The 18,251-nt window shown below is 40.7% G+C and carries 18 protein-coding genes; 4 read left to right on the forward strand and 14 right to left on the reverse strand.

The genetic code is table 11. The annotated features are described in order from the left end of the window. Nucleotides 1-287: 287 nt before the first annotated feature. Nucleotides 288-1,151, reverse strand: coding sequence for a nucleotidyltransferase-like protein (locus AC25Y6_RS12265; RefSeq protein ID WP_488143238.1), 864 nt, complete (start codon nucleotides 1,149-1,151; stop codon nucleotides 288-290). Between the two features lie 127 nt (nucleotides 1,152-1,278). Between AC25Y6_RS12265 and AC25Y6_RS12270 the strand changes: the two genes are divergently transcribed. Next, nucleotides 1,279-1,653 carry a YgzB family protein gene (locus tag AC25Y6_RS12270; protein WP_488143239.1) on the forward strand — a complete coding sequence of 125 codons (375 nt, stop codon included), beginning with the start codon at nucleotides 1,279-1,281 and terminating at the stop codon, nucleotides 1,651-1,653. A gap of 44 nt (nucleotides 1,654-1,697) precedes the next feature. Here AC25Y6_RS12270 and perR read toward each other — a convergent pair whose 3' ends face one another. The 3 genes from perR to bcp all read right to left on the reverse strand — a co-directional run bounded on the left by perR (nucleotide 1,698) and on the right by bcp (nucleotide 3,720). After that, nucleotides 1,698-2,141 (reverse strand): peroxide-responsive transcriptional repressor PerR, encoded by a 444-nt coding sequence (perR, locus tag AC25Y6_RS12275; RefSeq protein ID WP_482102972.1) that lies wholly within the window; start codon nucleotides 2,139-2,141, stop codon nucleotides 1,698-1,700. 143 nt (nucleotides 2,142-2,284) lie between these two features. Beyond that, nucleotides 2,285-3,229 carry a D-2-hydroxyacid dehydrogenase gene (locus AC25Y6_RS12280; RefSeq protein ID WP_488143240.1) on the reverse strand — a complete coding sequence of 315 codons (945 nt, stop codon included), beginning with the start codon at nucleotides 3,227-3,229 and terminating at the stop codon, nucleotides 2,285-2,287. Nucleotides 3,230-3,243: 14 nt separating this feature from the next. Next, nucleotides 3,244-3,720 carry a thioredoxin-dependent thiol peroxidase gene (bcp, locus tag AC25Y6_RS12285; protein ID WP_482102974.1) on the reverse strand — a complete coding sequence of 159 codons (477 nt, stop codon included), beginning with the start codon at nucleotides 3,718-3,720 and terminating at the stop codon, nucleotides 3,244-3,246. A 127-nt stretch (nucleotides 3,721-3,847) separates the two neighbouring features. Between bcp and AC25Y6_RS12290 the strand changes: the two genes are divergently transcribed. Next, a complete protein-coding gene (locus AC25Y6_RS12290; protein WP_488143241.1) occupies nucleotides 3,848-5,152 on the forward strand; it encodes a glutamate-1-semialdehyde 2,1-aminomutase in 1,305 nt (434 codons plus the stop codon). A 227-nt stretch (nucleotides 5,153-5,379) separates the two neighbouring features. Continuing rightward, entirely contained in the window at nucleotides 5,380-6,462 is a 1,083-nt protein-coding gene (locus AC25Y6_RS12295) for an FUSC family protein (protein WP_488143242.1), read from the forward strand. Nucleotides 6,463-6,515: 53 nt separating this feature from the next. Here the strand turns inward: AC25Y6_RS12295 and AC25Y6_RS12300 are convergent, their stop codons facing one another. From AC25Y6_RS12300 to mutY, 10 genes are all read right to left on the reverse strand, one after another. Then, nucleotides 6,516-7,439 carry an ABC transporter permease gene (locus AC25Y6_RS12300; protein ID WP_488143243.1) on the reverse strand — a complete coding sequence of 308 codons (924 nt, stop codon included), beginning with the start codon at nucleotides 7,437-7,439 and terminating at the stop codon, nucleotides 6,516-6,518. Nucleotides 7,440-7,456: 17 nt separating this feature from the next. After that, nucleotides 7,457-8,461 carry an ABC transporter permease gene (locus AC25Y6_RS12305; RefSeq protein ID WP_482102978.1) on the reverse strand — a complete coding sequence of 335 codons (1,005 nt, stop codon included), beginning with the start codon at nucleotides 8,459-8,461 and terminating at the stop codon, nucleotides 7,457-7,459. A 108-nt stretch (nucleotides 8,462-8,569) separates the two neighbouring features. Beyond that, entirely contained in the window at nucleotides 8,570-10,189 is a 1,620-nt protein-coding gene (locus AC25Y6_RS12310; protein ID WP_488143244.1) for an ABC transporter substrate-binding protein, read from the reverse strand. Further along, nucleotides 10,186-11,199 carry an ABC transporter ATP-binding protein gene (locus tag AC25Y6_RS12315; RefSeq protein WP_482105759.1) on the reverse strand — a complete coding sequence of 338 codons (1,014 nt, stop codon included), beginning with the start codon at nucleotides 11,197-11,199 and terminating at the stop codon, nucleotides 10,186-10,188. Before AC25Y6_RS12315 ends, AC25Y6_RS12310 begins: the two co-directional genes overlap by 4 nt. Continuing rightward, nucleotides 11,171-12,193 (reverse strand): ABC transporter ATP-binding protein, encoded by a 1,023-nt coding sequence (locus tag AC25Y6_RS12320; protein ID WP_482102981.1) that lies wholly within the window; start codon nucleotides 12,191-12,193, stop codon nucleotides 11,171-11,173. Before AC25Y6_RS12320 ends, AC25Y6_RS12315 begins: the two co-directional genes overlap by 29 nt. 140 nt (nucleotides 12,194-12,333) lie before the next feature. Further along, nucleotides 12,334-14,085, reverse strand: a complete 1,752-nt coding sequence (locus tag AC25Y6_RS12325; protein ID WP_482102982.1) for an ABC transporter ATP-binding protein — start codon at nucleotides 14,083-14,085, stop codon at nucleotides 12,334-12,336. A gap of 95 nt (nucleotides 14,086-14,180) precedes the next feature. After that, nucleotides 14,181-14,726 carry a nucleoside tri-diphosphate phosphatase gene (gene ntdP, locus AC25Y6_RS12330; protein ID WP_482102983.1) on the reverse strand — a complete coding sequence of 182 codons (546 nt, stop codon included), beginning with the start codon at nucleotides 14,724-14,726 and terminating at the stop codon, nucleotides 14,181-14,183. Nucleotides 14,727-14,903: 177 nt separating this feature from the next. Next, on the reverse strand, nucleotides 14,904-15,224 hold the full coding sequence (locus AC25Y6_RS12335; RefSeq protein ID WP_482102984.1) for a gamma-type small acid-soluble spore protein: 321 nt from the start codon (nucleotides 15,222-15,224) through the stop codon (nucleotides 14,904-14,906). A 63-nt stretch (nucleotides 15,225-15,287) separates the two neighbouring features. After that, entirely contained in the window at nucleotides 15,288-16,034 is a 747-nt protein-coding gene (fabL, locus tag AC25Y6_RS12340) for an enoyl-[acyl-carrier-protein] reductase FabL (protein WP_482102985.1), read from the reverse strand. After that, complete coding sequence (mutY, locus tag AC25Y6_RS12345; RefSeq protein ID WP_488143245.1) at nucleotides 16,034-17,098, reverse strand: A/G-specific adenine glycosylase; 1,065 nt, start codon at nucleotides 17,096-17,098, stop codon at nucleotides 16,034-16,036. Before mutY ends, fabL begins: the two co-directional genes overlap by 1 nt. A gap of 119 nt (nucleotides 17,099-17,217) precedes the next feature. Here mutY and AC25Y6_RS12350 point away from each other — a divergent pair, with 119 nt between their 5' ends. Then, a complete protein-coding gene (locus AC25Y6_RS12350; protein WP_488143246.1) occupies nucleotides 17,218-18,201 on the forward strand; it encodes a metal-dependent hydrolase in 984 nt (327 codons plus the stop codon). Nucleotides 18,202-18,251 lie beyond the last annotated feature (50 nt).

The raw sequence follows: 18,251 nt of genomic DNA on the forward strand, positions 1-18,251 counted from the left end.
CGCTGTATCTCATTGATGTTTTGCTGTTCAGTTTTCAAGGTTCATATTAACGAAGATAACGAGTTTCACTCTTCGTTACTCATATCCGTCCTCCAAAAGCGACTTCTCTAATATAACATTTCGTATTTGTGGAGTCAAGTGTTTTTTGAACTTCTTTTAAAACTTCTTTTCAAAAGTTCTTTTCACTTTATCTCCCAAGCGACGTTAACTAGAATAACATGTTCAGCAATCATCTGTCAACTAGAAAAAAGGGGCGAATGTAATTCGCCCCTTTTTCCTGTATCCAGTCAGATTACTTTGTAATCCCTATGATAGATTAATTCATTTTTAGAATCGCTCTGAACCACATGAATGAAGCCTTTATCAATCAAAAATTCGATGAATACCTCTAAATCAACTGAATACATTTTGGTTTCTTCGTGCTCGTGAAGCTGCTGTATTGTCCATATCTCTTGAGCCGCCATTACATCATTAATATGACGGGCTCCATCTGCTGTACGATTATGGATAAAGAACTCACTTGCAAGAAACAATAGTTCCAATCGTTTTTCTAAGGGTTCCTCACTCATGATAAGTTCTTCATATAGTTTATATATTGCCGGATCGATTCTTTTTACTTGGGACCACACTGTTACTTCCGGAAACAATCCATTCTCAATAACAGCTAGCCTTGCGAGGTGATGAAGTGATTTGACTACATGATGGTACGCGTCCATGAAGTTTCCTTCTTCAAAAAACGTCTTACCTTCCATATAACCTCTAACTAACTTTGAAAACTCCAACCCCATTTTCATATTACGGCCCGAATAAGGATATTCCTGTAATTCAATTCTCATTTTTTCTACGAATTCATTTCGATCAAAATAGACTTTTCCATAAAACAACCAGTCTACAACTTTCCTTTTTGTTCCTTGGACTACCCATTTCCGCAATTGCTTTTCACTAATTATATGCATAGCGGCTTTCTCATTTCCATTAGTGTAGTGTTTCGTAAAAATAGGGATTTCATCGTCAGCGGTTATGATGAGGAGAATCACATCGAATGTATCTGTAATCGGATCCCCTTTCCCTCTTTTCTCTACTAGAATGACGCCAAGCGTCTCTTGAAAACTTGCCCGCTCTTGATAAATTGGCCTTAATACCTGTTCCACTGCTACACCTCCCTGCCATTTCATTTCGACGAGAAGGTGCTTATATCCTTTAATCAAGTAGGATTGATACCGCGAAAAACGAAATATATGCTATAGTAATTGAGGATATATTGAGGAGGTATGATTGATGAAACCTTATAAAAATAAGATAAATCGAATTAGATCCTTTGCTCTTGCTCTAATTTTTGCGGGAGTCGTTATTATGTACATCGGAATTTTCTTCAGAAAATACGAGATTGTCATGCTCATCTTCATGTTTCTTGGTGTTCTTGCTATTCTTGCCAGCACAGTTGTTTACGCGTGGATTGGAACACTTTCTACAAGGGCCGTCCAAATTACTTGTCCAAGTTGCGGAAAACAAACAAAAATGCTCGGACGCGTCGACATGTGTGGACACTGTCGTGAGCCCTTGACGCTTGACCCTTCATTAGAAGGTAAAGAGTTCGACGAAACATATAACCGACCAAAGAGTAAAGCAGCCAAAGAAGAGCCTAAAAATTAAAAGACGTCCGATGCCCCTTCATATAGAAGGAGTATCGGACGTTTTTAATTGACCTTTACAACGCTTGAAGCACAAGTCGGGCATGTACCATATACTTCTAGTCGATGGGAATTCACTTTGAATCCCGTTACATGAGAAGCTAAATGTTCCACTTCTTCTAGCCCGGGGTGATGAAAATCAACGATCGTTCCACATTCGTCACAGATTATATGATAGTGATCGTGAGTCACAAAATCAAAACGGCTCGAAGCATCTCCATACGAAAGTTCCTTAATGAGTCCGGCATTCCGGAATACACGAAGATTATTATATACTGTTGCGACACTCATATTAGGAAAATTGTTTTCAAGCGCTTTATATATATCGTCAGCCGTTGGATGTGACTCAGAAGAGATAAGATACTCTAAAATCGCATGCCGTTGAGGAGTAATTCTAACTCCACTACTTTTCAATGTGTCCAGCGCGTCTTTCAATCTCACTTCAGACATCGCTCTGCACCTCTATTCATAAAGATTCTTACTTTATAATTATTATCATTAGTGTACTTAAAATAGAGTACATATGTCAACTAAAGTGCTGTAAAGACCATTTCCTTTTGTCTATATCTATTACGCCTCGGCGTAATTGATTATCAGTAACCAAGCTTTAAATCAATTAAATTCGCTAAATCTCTTTCATTACGCAACCATTTTTCTAAATTTTCTTCAAATATGACCAGTGCTCTTTCAACATACTTGCCAGATAAACTTGATACATGCGGTGATACCGTGCAATTCGGGAGTTCCCATAGTTCATTTTCAACAGAGAGCGGTTCCGTTTCAAATACATCGAGCACAGCATGTCTGATTTCATCATTTTTCAATGCAGCTATCAGATCTGCTTCAGCGAAAAGGTCACCACGACCGAAATTCATGAAGACGGCATTGTTCTTCATTGCCTTGAAATGTTCTGCATTGAGCATCCCTCTTGTGTCGGGCGTGCTAGGTAAAACAGATATGACAAAGTCTACTTCTCCTAATTTATCCATCAATGCTTCATAAGTAATCGTTTCATCCATAGATTCGCTTTTCTTGCCTGATCGGTTACAGCCAATTGTCCGAACCCCAAACGCCTGAAGTAAACGCCCAACTTCAGAACCAATTGCGCCAGGTCCTAGAATTAGCGCGGTTGAACCTTTTAACTCAATTGAACGGACTTTCCGACTCCACTCTTTAGACCGTTGTTGTTCCAGGATAAGCGGTAGTGACCGTTGTAGTGCTAAAATATGAGCAAGAACTGATTCAGCCATTGGCGTCTTATGAATACCCTTAGCGTTAGACATTATGATATTTCGTTCAGCCACTTCAGCAACCGGTATTTTTTCTATGCCTGCGGATGCAACCATAATCCATTCCAACGACTTTGCCCTTTCCAACAAATCACTATCTACGTCAACGCCATATGTCACAATCGCAGTTGCCGTCTGGACTTCTTGATCTGCCGGCTTCTTATTAAAATGCATTGTCACTTGTGGAAATTTTGCAAGAAGCGCTTCTTCCTGGTGTTTCTTAATATCAAATGTGAAGAGTACATCCATTATTAATCACCCCTTCAAGAGTTTATTAGTTGTTCTAGAGTCGCAAGTGCTTCGTCTATATGTCCTTCAACTTTCACTTTACGCCACTCCTTAACGACTGTACCTGTTGGGTCAATCAAAAATGTTGAGCGTTCAATACCCATATATTCTTTACCGAACATTTTTTTCAATTTCCAGACGCCATATTTTTCAGCAACAGAATGCTCTCCATCGACAAGTAATGAAAATGGCAAGCCATGTTTTCCGATGAATTTCCCATGTGAAGCTTCATTATCCGGGCTAACCCCTAGTACAACAGCATTTAGCTTACTAAAATCTTCATATGCATCTCGGAAATTACATGCTTGCGTAGTGCAACCAGGTGTTGAATCTTTTGGATAAAAGTAGAGTACTACATACTTTTCACCAGCATAGTCTTTTAATGAAATCATTTCCCCGTTCTCATTCGGCAATGTAAATTCAGGTGCATGCATTCCTTCAAGTGTTGTCATTTTCCATTCCTCCAATGTATTCTTTCCTTAATCCTACAAGACACGCCCTTCAGTTTCAATTTCTTTGGCTATCTGAGACAATTTGTTTAGAATAGAGAGAGTAAAGAAATGAACGGAGGAATTTATAGTGATAAGAACGAATTCAGAGATTATTTATAATGAAGCATGTGAACATATTGTTGGAGGCGTAAATAGTCCGTCGCGCGGATACCATGCAGTCGGTGGTGGTGCACCTACAGTTATGGAGCGTGCAGAAGGTGCTTATTTTTGGGATGTTGACGGAAACAAGTACATCGATTACCTAGCGGCTTACGGACCAATCATTACGGGGCATGCCCATCCGCATATCACTGAGGCAATTGTCAAAGCAGCGCAGACGGGTCTACTTTACGGAACACCTACTCGTCATGAAGTGAAATTCGCAAAAATGTTGAAAGAAGCAATGCCTGGCATGGATAAGGTTCGGTTTGTAAACTCTGGTACAGAAGCAGTTATGACGACAATTCGTGTGTCCCGCGCATATACTGGCCGGACCAAAATCATGAAATTCGCAGGCTGTTATCATGGTCATTCGGATTTAGTCCTAGTTGCAGCAGGCTCTGGACCAGCAACCCTTGGAACGCCTGATTCTGCAGGTGTCCCGGAGTCTATCGCTAAAGAAGTAATCACCATTCCATTCAATGATCCCGAAGCTTATAAAGAAGCAATGGAAACATGGGGCGACCAAATTGCATGTATTCTCGTCGAACCGATTGTCGGCAACTTTGGAATTGTTGAACCAAAAGAAGGATTTCTACAAATTGTCCATGATATCGCAGCTGAACATGGAGCACTTATCGTTTATGATGAAGTAATCACTGCTTTCCGTTTCCATTACGGTGGCGCTCAAGATATGCTTGGATTAACACCTGACCTTACTGCATTCGGCAAAATCATTGGCGGCGGTCTACCCATTGGTGCTTACGGCGGCAAAAAGGCTATTATGGAACAAGTAGCGCCTCTTGGGCCTGCATATCAAGCGGGAACAATGGCTGGTAATCCGGCTTCCATGTTAGCAGGAATAGCTCTTCTCGAAGTTTTACAAACCCCTGGAATTTATGATGAAATGGACCGATTGGGTGCTATTCTCGAAGAGGGTATTTTGAAGTCTGCAAAGGAACACGGAATTACATTGACAACTAACCGCTTAAAAGGGGCACTCACGTTGTTCTTCACCGATGTAAAAGTAGAAAACTACGAACAGGCTGAAGCAACAGACGGAAAAGTGTTCGCGAAATTCTTTAAACTTATGTTAAAAAACGGCATCAATTTAGCCCCTTCGAAATACGAAGCGTGGTTTTTGACAACAGCTCATACTGAACAAGATATTATGGATACACTTGTTGCGGTTGATAAATCATTCAAAGAACTTGCAACACTCACAAACGGTTGACCTAGCGGAAAATAGCTTTAACTTCATTTTGATGAAGTCTCCCACTTCTATTAGAGTTAGAAATTTGTATAATAGACCTCCAACTTGGAGCGGGTAGAATTCTAGCTAAATGAAGTTACTGTCTCCAACGGATGCCACAGACTTTTTAGAGGAATGTATCGAGCAAGTTCGATAAAAGTCTGGGCGCAAATATGCCAAGGCGTATTTGATTAGAAAGGATAATCCTTATGATACTTGGTGCCCGCATATTTAAAACGGGCATTGCGATTGTGTTCGCATTGTTCCTAGCGGAAGCTTTGCAATTGCCACATCCATTATTTGCAGGAATCGCAGCCATCTTCGCCATTCAGCCATCGATTTACAGATCTTACTTAACGATTATCGAGCAAATCCAAGGTAATATAATTGGTGCGGTCATTGCGATTTCATTGGTTCTATTATTGGGTAACCAGCTTGTTACGATAGGTCTTGCAGCAGTTATTATTATAATAATCATGAATAAATTCGGTCTTGAGAAATCCATTTCATTGGCCCTCGTAGTGATGATTTCTATAATGGAAATTAAAGATGACGAATTCCTATCATTCGCCTTTCTCAGGTTCGTGACAATGATTCTAGGTATTCTAGCTGCTTTCGTTGTGAACTTGTTGTTCATGCCTCCTAAATATGAAACAAAATTATTTGAATCTATCCATCTGGCTCAAGACGAAATTATTCGTTGGACTCGCCTGGCTGGAAGGCAGGCTTCCGAACATATAGCAACAAAAAAGTCACTGAATAAATTGAAGGAACGTCTCACACAAGTCGACCAACTTTATACTTTATTCAAAGAAGAACGTAGCTACTTTAAAAAGAACACAAGGAACAAATCACGAAAGCTCGTCGTGTACAGACAAATGATCGCCACTTCAAGGAGCAGTTACGAGGTTCTAAAAAAACTACATCAGCATGAAAATGAGCTGATTGAATTACCGGAACATTTCCGAATGATGGTGCAGGAGCGGCTTGATGCACTGCTCACATACCACGAACACCTCCATCTGAAATTCGTTGGAAAACTGAAGTCTGATGCGGTAGGCACTAGTCCAAATGAAGAATACATTCAGCGTTACGAAGTAATGGAGATATTTGCAAAAGAGATTGCCCTCACAAAAGAAGAAGAAGAGTTTTCGGCTTATCATCTACTTCATATCTTATCGTCCATCTTTAATTACGAAGAACAACTTGAACACTTTGACAAATTGATTGTTTTATTCCAAAAGTATCACCACAATAAAGTAAATAAGAAAATAACAGAAGAAATCTACTAAAAAAGTCCCACAATCCGATAAATTAATCGGTTTGCGGGACTTTTTTCAACGCCTCAACTCTTCATTTTCGGATCCAGTGCATCACGTAAACCGTCACCCATTAAGTTGAAGCCAAGTACTGTCAGCATAATTGCAATTCCAGGGAAGATCATCGTCCAAGGTGCTGAATGAAGGAAACTTTTAGAATCAGCTAACATCTTTCCCCATTCAGGATCCGGAGCTTGTGCACCCAGACCCAAAAATCCAAGTGCGGCTGCCTCAAGAATTGCTGTAGCAACGGCAAGCGTTCCCTGAACAATTACGGGTGCCATCGAATTCGGCAAGATATGGGACACTAAAATCCGTGCATCTTTCATACCGATTCCTTTTGCTGCTGTAATATATTCATCTTCCTTAATGCTTAACACTTTTGAACGAATTAGCCTCCCAAAGTTCGGTACATTAATAATCGCAATTGCAATAAGGGCATTTCGTAAATTTGGTCCAAGTACAGAAACAATTGCAATTGCCAATAAGATAGAAGGAAACGCGAGCATAATATCGAATATACGTGAAATAATCGTATCAACCCAGCGTCCATAATACCCGGCTATAATCCCTAGTGCACTCCCTACAACGACCGATCCAATAACTGAGAAGAATCCAACCCATAGCGAAATTCGAGCACCGTGAATAATTCGGGAAAAAATATCCCTTCCAAGGTCATCTGTTCCAAACCAATATTCGCTAGAAGGAGGAAGAAGCCGGTCCGTTAGTTTTTGGTCGTTAATGCCTTCTAGTCCAATGTTCGAACCAAGATAACCTTGTTCAGCCGCAAAACCGAATCCCGCTAACAGGATAAAGAATAGAACAATAACCATGCCGACGACTGCAACTTTACTCTTTTTAAAGCCGTTCCAAGCTTCGCCCCATGGTCCTGCCATATATTCAGCTTTGACTTCTGTAACTCCATTTACTTTAGGTGCAAATTCAGACATTTACGCTCCCCCCTTCCTCAATCATATTTAATCCTCGGATCAATGAGACTATAGAGCAAATCGACAACTAGGTTAATTATTACAAAGAAGAGCGCAACTATAAGAATTGCTGACTGGATGACCGGATAATCTCGGAACCCAATTGCATCATATATATAACGACCCACGCCTGGCCAAGCGAAAATTGTCTCTGTTAAGATTGCGCCGCCTAATAACATGCCCATTTGTAAACCGATGATAGTTAAAACTGGGATAATTGCATTTTTAAGCGCATGTTTGTAAACTACCCAAAACATCTTTTGTCCTTTAGCGCGAGCTGTACGAATATAATCAGAACGCATTACTTCTAACATACTCGAGCGGGTCATCCGCGCAATAATCGCCATCGGAATTGTCGCTAGAGCTAAGCCCGGTAAAATTAGATGTCGGAAAACTTGCCACAACTGATCAAAGCGACCTTGAATAATCGTATCAAGTATATAGAGATTTGTTATAGCGTTGACAGGATCTCGCACTTGCTCACGCCCTCCTGTCGGCAACCATGAGTTTTCTACCGCAAAAACCCATTGTCCCATTAGACCAAGCCAGAAGATAGGCATAGATACACCAATTAACGCTAAAATCATCGCTGAATAATCAAACCATGAGTTTTGGAACCATGCTGAAATAATTCCTGCATTGATACCGATAATAACTGCTATAACAATAGCGAAAAGCGCTAATTCAAATGTGGCTGCCAAATAGGGCCAAATTTCATCTGCGACAGGTGCCCGCGTTCTCATTGATTCACCAAGATCGCCTTTGAAAAGATCACCAAGGTATTTAAAATACTGGATATACCAAGGATTATCCAGACCTAACTTTATCGTAAGCGCTTCCACAGATTCTTTAGTTGCCTGCTGTCCCAAAATAATCTGAGCTGGATTACCTGGAATTGCACGGATAATCATGAATACGATAAATGTCATTCCCAGCAAGACAGGAATGAGCTGTAGCAATCTTTTACCAATGTAGCTGAGCATAACTTTTCACCTCTCCAACTCTGCTATCAATTTGTATGTACAGATAATAAGAAAAGAAAAAGGGAGAAATCCGCTAGACCTCTCCCTTTCCTCTATACGCCCAATCTCTTACTTAAATTCTACTTTTGAAAGTAAATCAGATCCCGTTGGATGTGGAAGGAATCCTGTTAAATCTGTAGCTCCACCAAGTAATGGCGTTGAGTGAGCAAGTGGTACCCATGGAGCATCTCCATGAATGATGACCTGTGCTTCTTTATACAATTCATTACGCTTATCTTCATCGACTTCAGTTTGTGCAGCGATTAATATATTATGGAGTTCTTCATTTTTATAGTACGTATAGTTGTTACTGCCAATATTGTCTTCATCTAGCAACACATATAAGAAGTTATCTGCATCTCCGTTATCCCCAGTCCAGCCAAGCATAAACGCATCTGCATCTCCTTTACTTGCAAGTTCCAAGTAAGTTGCCCATTCATGTGAAACGATTTTCGCAGTAATTCCAATATCTGCGAGGTTTTTCTGAATAACTTCGGCTACCTTTTTACCATCTGGCATGTATGGACGTGGTACAGGCATTGCCCAAAGCTCCATTTCAAAACCATCTTCAAGTCCAACTGATTTTAGTAGTTCTTTTGCTTTTTCGGGATTATAGTCATATCCTTCAACATCTTCGTTATAACCTGAAATGGATGGCGGCATCGGATTTTTTGCGATATTCGCACGTCCTTCAAAGAATGAATCAATAATTGATTGTTTGTCAATTGCATGATTAATCGCTTGACGCACTTCCACTTTATCAAATGGTGGGCGCGTAACTGTTAGACCTAAATAGCCTACGTTCATAGAAGGACGTTCAAACAATTGTAGACTTTCGTGGTCTTCAATTGACTTACCGTCAGATGGATTGATGCCATCTGCAAGTTCGATATCCCCTGCCATCAATGCGTTTAAACGCGCCGAGTTGTCAGGGATTGAACGGAAAATAACTTTCTTCAGTTTTGGTAAATCTTCGTCCCAATAATCTTCGAATTTCTCAATTGTAATTGTTTCATTCGGTTTCCATTCAACAAACTTAAATGGACCTGTCCCAACTGGGTTTCTTTCGAAGTCATCGTCACCTTTTTCAAATGCAGTAGGGCTTGCAATAGCAAACATACTCATTGCAATATTTTTAAGGAATGGTGCTTGTGAACGAGTCAGTTTGATAATGACTGTATTATCACCATCTGCCGTTACCGAATCAATAACGTGTCCCTTGTCTCCTTTGAAACCACCAAACATTGAATTATAATACGGGAACTTTTCTGCATCCCCATTTGCCCAACGCTCGAAGTTTTTAACGACAGCTTCCGCATTGAAATCTGTTCCATCGTGGAATTTGACACCTTCACGAAGCTTAAATGTATACGTTAAACCATCTTCGCTTGGCTCCCACTCTGTTGCAAGTCCCGGATTTATCGTTGTATCTTCCTCGCCGAAATTCAAGAGTGTTTCATACAGGTTAACTGTTACTTTGAAGGATTCACCTTCTGTTACTCTCGATGGATCGAGTGAAGTTGAATCTCCACCACGTCCAAATACTAGAGTATCTTTTACATTTTGTACGTCTCCAGTGTTTTCTTCTTCCTTCTTGCCATCGCCCGTATCAGACGAACAAGCTGCAAGAGCAGTCGTAAGAATGAGGAGCAACATCAACGCAAGCGAACCTAGCTTTCCTTTTCTCATAAAGACCCCTCCATCTGTTTTATATCATTGTCTACCTGTTCACTGTAAAGGTGGCAGGCGACAGAATGACCCGAATCATATTCAACAAGCTGTGGTATAAACTTTGTGCAAATATCCATTTTAAAGGGGCAACGCGTATGAAACGTGCAGCCACTTGGAGGATTTGCAGGATTTGGAATATCCCCTTCAAGAAGAACTTGCTCTTTCTGGTAATCAGGATCTGGTACCGGCACTGCAGATAGCAGTGCCTGCGTATATGGATGAAGAGGTTTAGCATAAAGCTGCTCGCTTTTCGCCATTTCAACCATCTTCCCGAGATACATTACTCCAACGCGATCGCTTATATGACGAACGACCCCTAGATCATGCGCGATAAAGATATAAGTGAGATTAAATTCTTTCTGTAAGTCTTGCATTAAATTTAGCACTTGGGCTTGAATCGAAACGTCAAGCGCTGAAACAGGTTCATCTGCAATAATCAGTTTAGGGTTCGTCATCAATGCACGTGCAATACCGATACGCTGCCGCTGCCCTCCGCTAAATTGATGCGGATATCGCTTAGCATGATATCCGCTTAGACCGACTACCTCTAGAAATTCATTCACTTTCTTTTTCCGTTCTTTTGAATTATCAATACCGTGTACAATAAGCGGTTCTTCCAAAATTTTGCCGATTGTATGACGTGGATTCAACGACGCATAGGGATCCTGAAACACCATTTGGATATCCCGCCTAGTTCTCCGCATCTCTTCAGATGATAAAGAGGTCAAATCTTTTCCATCAAATTCAACTTTCCCCTCAGTCGGCTCCAGAAGACGCATTAACATTCGCCCTGTTGTAGACTTTCCACATCCAGATTCACCAACGATGCCGAGCGTCTCACCTTCATTCACGTAAAATGATACATCATCTACGGCCTTTACATAGCCGACTGTTCTGCCAAGAATTCCTTTTTTTACAGGGAAGTACTTTTTTAAACCTTCAACCTTTAATAAGGGCTTTGTCGTCATGCGTTTTCACCCCTTCTCTGTCATATAGGAAGCATCTGGTCTGGTGAAAATCTGAGGTTTCATAGAGTTCGGGGTCTTCAATTTGACAACGGTCAAATGCAAATTCACACCGGGATGCAAATCTGCATCCTTGCCGTATTGAACCTGGTTTCGGTACATTCCCCGGAATGGAGTAAAGCCTGTCCTTTTTATAGCGCATATCAGGAACGGATTGGATTAACCCTTTTGTATAAGGATGCTGTGGATTATCGAAAATTGTCTTAACAGATGCTTCTTCGATAATTTGACCGGCATACATGACAATGACACGTTCACATGTTTCTGCAACGACACCCAAGTCATGGGTGATTAGGAGCACTGCAGTATTCAATCGAGTGTTCAAATCCCTCATCAATTTAAGAATCTGTGCTTGAATCGTTACATCAAGAGCTGTTGTCGGTTCGTCAGCAATGAGTACTTTGGGATCACAGACAAGTGCCATCGCAATCATTACTCGCTGCCGCATTCCTCCTGATAACTGGTGAGGATAGTCTCTCATCATTTCCTTTGCACGAGGCAAGCCCACAAGTTGTAACATTTCTACTGCCCGTTCTGCTGCTCTTTTTTTTGACCAACCTTTTTCATGAATTAATACAGCTTCAATCATCTGATTGCCAATTGAGAATAATGGATTTAATGAGGTCATCGGTTCTTGGAAAATCATTGCAATTTCATTCCCTCGAATATGACGCATCTGCTTTTCTGTCATTCCAAGTAAATCCTTATCTTCAAAAAGTATTTCTCCACCAACAATTTTGCCAGGAGGTTGTGGTACAAGTCCCATTATTGAGAGTGAAGTTACACTTTTTCCGCAGCCAGACTCCCCGACAATTCCAAGGATTTCACCTTCGTTCAAATGAAAGTCAATATGGTCTACGGCAGGTATTTCTCCTGAATCTGTAAAAAAGGTCGTCTGCAAATCTTTCACTTGGAGGACAGTTCGTCTTTCATCCATCAGATCACCTTTTTCTGAATTATCTAGATAGTTATATTATACAATTTTTCTCAACAAAGGCAATACTATCTTCATATATTAAGATACTAAAAAAACCATCTCATTGAAATTTTTCATTTCAATGAGATGGTTTCTATTTGTTAATCTCCAAGCGTTTGTACTTGAAATAGACCATAATATATTCCTTGCAAAGCCATTAATTCTTTATGCGTTCCCATCTCTTTTAGCTGACCTGCATCAATAACGAGAATTTTATCAGCATGGGTAATTGTTGACAATCTATGTGCAACAATTAGCGTTGTTCGTTCATTAGCCAATTTTTCTAGCGATTCTTGAATGAGCGCTTCGCTTTCAAGGTCAAGTGCTGATGTCGCTTCATCCAATATTAAGAGCGGTGGATTTTTCAAAAAGACACGCGCAATCGCAATTCTTTGCTTCTGACCACCTGAAAGTTTCACGCCACGTTCCCCAACTTTTGTATCGTACCCAAGGGGCAGTGTCTCGATGAATTCATGGGCATTTGCAGCCTTCGCAGCTGCAATAACTTCTTCGTCGGTTGCATCCGATTTCCCCATCAATATATTACTTTTCACAGAATCACTAAACAAAATCGTATCTTGCAAAACAATTCCAATCTGTTCGCGTAAAGACTTTATGTTAACGTCACGAAGATCATGTCCATCGACAAAAACAGCACCGCCCGTCACATCGTGAAAACGAGGTATCAAACCGACAATCGTCGATTTCCCTCCACCACTCATGCCTACAAATGCGATTGTTTCGCCTGGTTCAACAACGAAATTAATCCCATTCAGGACAGGTACTCCACCCTCTTCATAAATAAAGCTGACATTATCAAATTCGATTTTCCCGTCGATAGGCGGAAGTTCAATTGCACTAGGCTTGTTTGTAATATCATATTCCTGTTCCATTAAATCAAAAACTCGGTCCATCGACGCAAATGATTGGGTGAGCGATGTCGATGCATTAACCAGTCTCCGAAGTGGGTTATATACCCTGTCGATGTAAGCGATGAAAGCCACCATCGTTCCGATTGACAAATCATTGTTGATGACTTGATAGCCCGCATAGGCAATGACTAGTAGAGGTGCAACATCTGTAATCGTATTTACGACAGCAAACGCTTTCGCATTCCACCTTGTATGATCAAGGGCTTTATCGAGAAAATTGCCATTTGTTTTATTGAAACGCCCTTGTTCTTCTTCCTCAAGTGAAAAACTTTTAATAACGCTTACTCCCGCCACTCGTTCATGTAAGTAACTTTGAACATCCGCAAGCGCTTGAGAACGTTTCCCTGTCAACTCCCGCAGTTTTCCAAAGAAATGCTTGACGCTATATGCGTAGAAAGGGAATGCAAGTAGTGTGACAAGCGTCAGAGGAACGTCCATTGTCAACATGATGGTAACTGCTATGATAATTGTAGCAAGGTCTAGCCAGACATTCATAAGTCCAATCATTACAAAGTTTTTCGTTTGCTCAACGTCATTAATCACCCGTGAAATGATTTCTCCGGCTCGTGTATTTGAGTAGTAGGTTAGACTCAATTTTTGTAGATGCGAATACAATTCTTTACGGATATCATATAAAATTTTATTGCTCACATACTGAGCGTAATATTGCCGGTAATACTCAACTGGCGGCCTGATTATAAAGAACACGAGTACTGTCCCACCAAGCCAATAGAATAACTGTTTTGTCATCTCAGCTGCAGTAAGCGTTTCCGATAAGATGATATTATCGATAACAATCTTCATCAGTAACGGGATGAATAACGGGATTGCAAATTTCACAATTCCGATAAGAATCGTCAAGGCGATTAGCCAGTTGTATGGTTTAACAAACTTCATGTAGCGTTTTATACTGTCACCCATCTTTTTACCTCCTACTAAGAAAAGCGTAAGGCGCCTGGAGTCTTGACACCGACCCGTGTAGAAAAAGCCTGCCGCAAACAATCGCGATCAGGCTTTCACTTATCGTTCTTGACCTGTTTATGAAATTCATACCTCGACGTCCATACTTCAATGAAGTCGGGTGCGAACGGCCCTCTGCGCTGTTTGATCCAACCTAGCAGAGTCTCCAAGTTCTTTTGTAATATCTGATCAATAACATCTGGATAGCCCATCTGTTTCCTATGATCCGCATACTCGTCCTCATCAAGGATCATATAACTCATATCAGGAAAGACTTTTACATCTAAATCATAATCGATATATTTCAGCGATTTATTATCGTAGATGAATGGCGAGCTCATGTTGATATAATAGTAAACGCCATCTTCCCTAAGCATACAAATAATATTAAACCAGTGTTCGGCGTGAAAATAGCAAATCGAAGGTTCACGTGTCAACCATGTACGCCCATCCGATTCCGTAACCAGCGTTCTTTCATTAGCACCAATGACAATGTTACGCGTGCCTTTCAACACTAATGTCTCCTGCCAAACGCGATGGATTTTACCATTATGTTTATAGCTATGTACTTGTATCGTTTCTCCTTCTGTAGCAATCGTCATGAATAACCCACCTTTTGGTTGCCGGAAAATTTCGAAGCCGCTATTATTTCATCATTATACCAACAGAACGGTACTATTTGAAACCATTCAACTCTTTTTTCCTTTCACGACGTTACTTTTAGATACAAAAAACCGACAGAAGCATATAGCTTCTGTCGGCCGGCGGTATCCATCTACTTATTTCGAACCGTTTTCGAACTGATTCGCGCGTTGTCCAGAAGCATTTGTTTTGTTGGCTTCTGATTGTTGGTTTTGTCTCCTAACCTGATTAACATCAGTTTCGGAACCAAACTCCTCAGTCATCGCATTTGTTTGGTTTTGGTATTGCCCTTGTTGCTGTGATTGCTGGTTTTGTCTTCTAACTTGATTTACATCAGTTTCAGAAGCAAACTCCCCAGCCATCGCGTTTGTGTTCTGGTTTTGTTTTCGTTGTTGTGATTGCTGATTTTGTTTCCTTACCTCGTTTACATCAGTTTGGTTCGGGTTGTTTTTAGTCAATGGATTTTCACCTCCGTGCAACTATCATGTGCAAAGAAGCATTTATTATTCATTTGGAATATTTTACAGCAATACTGAACGTCCTCCGTCGACGATTATTGTCTGTCCTCGGATCATATCCGAATCGTCCGAAATGAGGAACATAGCCGTTTTCACCATGTCTCTGATTTCAACCATTCGACCCGCAGGCGTATTAATACGTGCATCTTCAAGCAACTCTTCCCGATTTGGGAAGTGTTTCAACGCTTCCGTGTCAAGCGCACCACCTGAAACTGTATTCACTGCAATTCCCATTGGAGCAAGTTCAACTGCCAAATAGCGGGTAATCGACTCAATTGCCGCTTTTGAAACACCGACTGTGGTGTAATTTTCAAGGTAACGGATAGACCCAAGCGAACTAACACCGATGATTTTCCCGCCTTTATCCATTAGTTTTGCTGCTTCCTGAGCTCCGAACAACATCGCTTTTGCGTTTATATTCATTGTCCAGTCCCAGTGTGTCTCTTCTAGTTCCATGATTGGGCGCAAAACACCTGATGCCGCATTTGATACAAATACATCCAACCGTCCAAATTCCTCTTTCACTTGCTCAAACATCACACGAAGCTTTTTAACGTCACCAACGTTTGCGCGAATCATAATCGCACGCCTACCAAGTGCTTCAATTTCTTTCACTGTTTCTTCTGCCGCGGAACGGCTCCTTGCATAATTTACAACAATATCATAGCCTTCTTTTGCAAGTTCAATCGCTAGGGCTTTTCCTAGTCCCCTTGAGCTTCCAGTCACCATTGCCACTTTATTTTCAGTCATTATTTTATTCCCCCTCGTTTAATTTCTTCCCAAATTTTCAACACTGGAACAGGTTTCGGCAACGCTTCTACCTCTTCTTGTGTGAAAAAGTGGTAACCTTCCAAGATTGTATCCATTTTCTCAATACGGGCGCTATAACTTTTCATTTCCCAAGTCAAATGGGTAAATATATGTTTGAAAGATAATATTTCAACTACATCCATCAGTTCGATAGCAAAATGCTCATGTGCCATTTCTTCTAGTGGTTGATTTTTTGCAGACTCTACCATTGGAAATTCCCATAAACTAGCCAATAGTCCTTTTGAGGGTCGCTTTCTCAGCAGCCACTCACCTTGCCTATTTTGAACCGCAAATGCAGTAACAGGTATGATTTTCTTTTTTATTTTTTTCGTCTTGACAGGCAATTCTTCCTGCCTACCTTCGTGAAACGCTAAACAAAAGTCCCTAACTGGACACAGTAAACATCTGGGTTTAGGTGTACAAATCGTCGCCCCAAGTTCCATAAGTCCTTGGTTGAAGGAAGAAGGATCATCTTTGTCTATTAAATCCATGACCACCGCTTCAAAAATCTTTTTTGTCCGTGGAATTGAAATATCTTCTTCTATTAGAAGTAATCTGGAAATGACACGCATGACATTGCCGTCAATCGCATGCTCTGGAACACCATAGGCAATACTGAGCACAGCTCCTGCAGTGTACGGTCCAACACCTTTTAGCGTAGATATTTCCGTGCGATTTGAAGGCACTTTTCCACCGTAATCTGAAATAACTTCTCTAACACCAGTTTGGAGATTTCTTACCCGGGAATAATAACCGAGACCTTCCCACATTTTCAATAAATCATTTTCTTCGGCATCAGCTAGTGCTTTCATCGTCGGAAAGCTTTCAAGAAACCGTATATAATAAGGTATTACTGTATCGACTCTAGTTTGTTGCAACATTACTTCTGAAACCCAAATATGATATGGATCAGACGTCTTCCGCCAAGGTAAGTCTCTTTTTTCACGTAGATACCACGAAAGAAGAGATTTACGGAATTCATCTTTGTTTATTATTATTTGCATCATTTCCTCCTTATCGCATATGCTTATCTTTGAGCATAAAAGGGTATTGTTATGTATGTGGCTTTTTATAAAGTCTATCCAATGCCGGTCGGAAACGTTTTGGCCAAAGGAGTGATTATTTGGATACTGGAACACATATCGTCATGGGTTTAGCACTTGGTGGACTCGCTCTCGCAGATCCCGTTGTTGCGAATGAGAGTGCTACAATGAGCGCAGTTGTTGCTGGCGTCATTATTGGCTCACTTATCCCAGACGTAGATACCGTTTTAAAACTAAGAAATAATGCTGTCTATATACGGCATCACAGAGGAATAACACATTCAATTCCAGCGGTATTATTATGGCCGCTTGTTATTACGCTACTCATGTCGTTTTTGGTACCTAATGCTAACTTCATACATGTGTGGGCTTGGACATTTCTAGCCGTATTTCTCCACGTATTCGTTGATATTTTTAATTCCTATGGAACGCAGGCTTTAAGGCCATTCTCCAACAAATGGGTCGCTATCGGCGTCATCAACACCTTCGATCCGATTATTTTCGCATTACATGCTATCGCTCTGATTATATGGGCAATGGGTGTAAATCCGGTATTTACGATTTTGACACTATACACCATCATTTTCTTTTATTATTTACTGCGTTTTGCCGTTAAATCTGCAGTTAAAAAAGCTGTCAAAAATACAGTTCCCGATGCAATAGAAATTATAATTGCACCAACGATTCGCTTTTTCCATTGGAAAGTGGCTGTTTCTTCAAAGACGTGTCATTACGTTGGACGTGCTTACGGACGATCTGTTAATATTTACGACCAGTTCGATAGAGAGCCGATGCCTTCATCCCCTGAAATAGAGGTAGCGATGAATGATAAGAACATCAAAGCGTTCACATCTTTTTCTCCCATCTACAGATGGTCAATCACGGATATTGGTGATATTTGCGAAGTCCGCCTTATTGATCTTCGCTACCGCAGCAAAGGTTATTATCCGTTTGTAGCAGTAGTGCATATTGATAAGGAATTGAATGTCCTTAATTCATACACTGGTTGGATTTTTTCTGAGGATAAGCTGAATAAAAAGCTGAACTTCATGCCAAACTCTTAAAAAACTGATTGAATCAAATGAATGTTAATAGATAGAGAAATTATTGCATC

The organism is Sporosarcina sp. Y1004 (assembly GCF_057669665.1).

Bases quoted from the DNA above. Each gene is read 5' to 3' on its own strand.
- AC25Y6_RS12270 (WP_488143239.1), top strand. From the start codon at position 1,279: ATGAAACCTTATAAAAATAAGATAAATCGAATTAGATCCTTTGCTCTT.
- perR (WP_482102972.1), bottom strand. From the start codon at position 2,141: ATGTCTGAAGTGAGATTGAAAGACGCGCTGGACACATTGAAAAGTAGT.
- AC25Y6_RS12280 (WP_488143240.1), bottom strand. From the start codon at position 3,229: ATGGATGTACTCTTCACATTTGATATTAAGAAACACCAGGAAGAAGCG.
- bcp (WP_482102974.1), bottom strand. From the start codon at position 3,720: ATGACAACACTTGAAGGAATGCATGCACCTGAATTTACATTGCCGAAT.
- AC25Y6_RS12295 (WP_488143242.1), top strand. From the start codon at position 5,380: ATGATACTTGGTGCCCGCATATTTAAAACGGGCATTGCGATTGTGTTC.
- AC25Y6_RS12300 (WP_488143243.1), bottom strand. From the start codon at position 7,439: ATGTCTGAATTTGCACCTAAAGTAAATGGAGTTACAGAAGTCAAAGCT.
- AC25Y6_RS12305 (WP_482102978.1), bottom strand. From the start codon at position 8,461: ATGCTCAGCTACATTGGTAAAAGATTGCTACAGCTCATTCCTGTCTTG.
- AC25Y6_RS12310 (WP_488143244.1), bottom strand. From the start codon at position 10,189: ATGAGAAAAGGAAAGCTAGGTTCGCTTGCGTTGATGTTGCTCCTCATT.
- AC25Y6_RS12315 (WP_482105759.1), bottom strand. From the start codon at position 11,199: ATGACGACAAAGCCCTTATTAAAGGTTGAAGGTTTAAAAAAGTACTTC.
- AC25Y6_RS12320 (WP_482102981.1), bottom strand. From the start codon at position 12,193: ATGGATGAAAGACGAACTGTCCTCCAAGTGAAAGATTTGCAGACGACC.
- AC25Y6_RS12325 (WP_482102982.1), bottom strand. From the start codon at position 14,085: ATGGGTGACAGTATAAAACGCTACATGAAGTTTGTTAAACCATACAAC.
- ntdP (WP_482102983.1), bottom strand. From the start codon at position 14,726: ATGACGATTGCTACAGAAGGAGAAACGATACAAGTACATAGCTATAAA.
- fabL (WP_482102985.1), bottom strand. From the start codon at position 16,034: ATGACTGAAAATAAAGTGGCAATGGTGACTGGAAGCTCAAGGGGACTA.
- mutY (WP_488143245.1), bottom strand. From the start codon at position 17,098: ATGCAAATAATAATAAACAAAGATGAATTCCGTAAATCTCTTCTTTCG.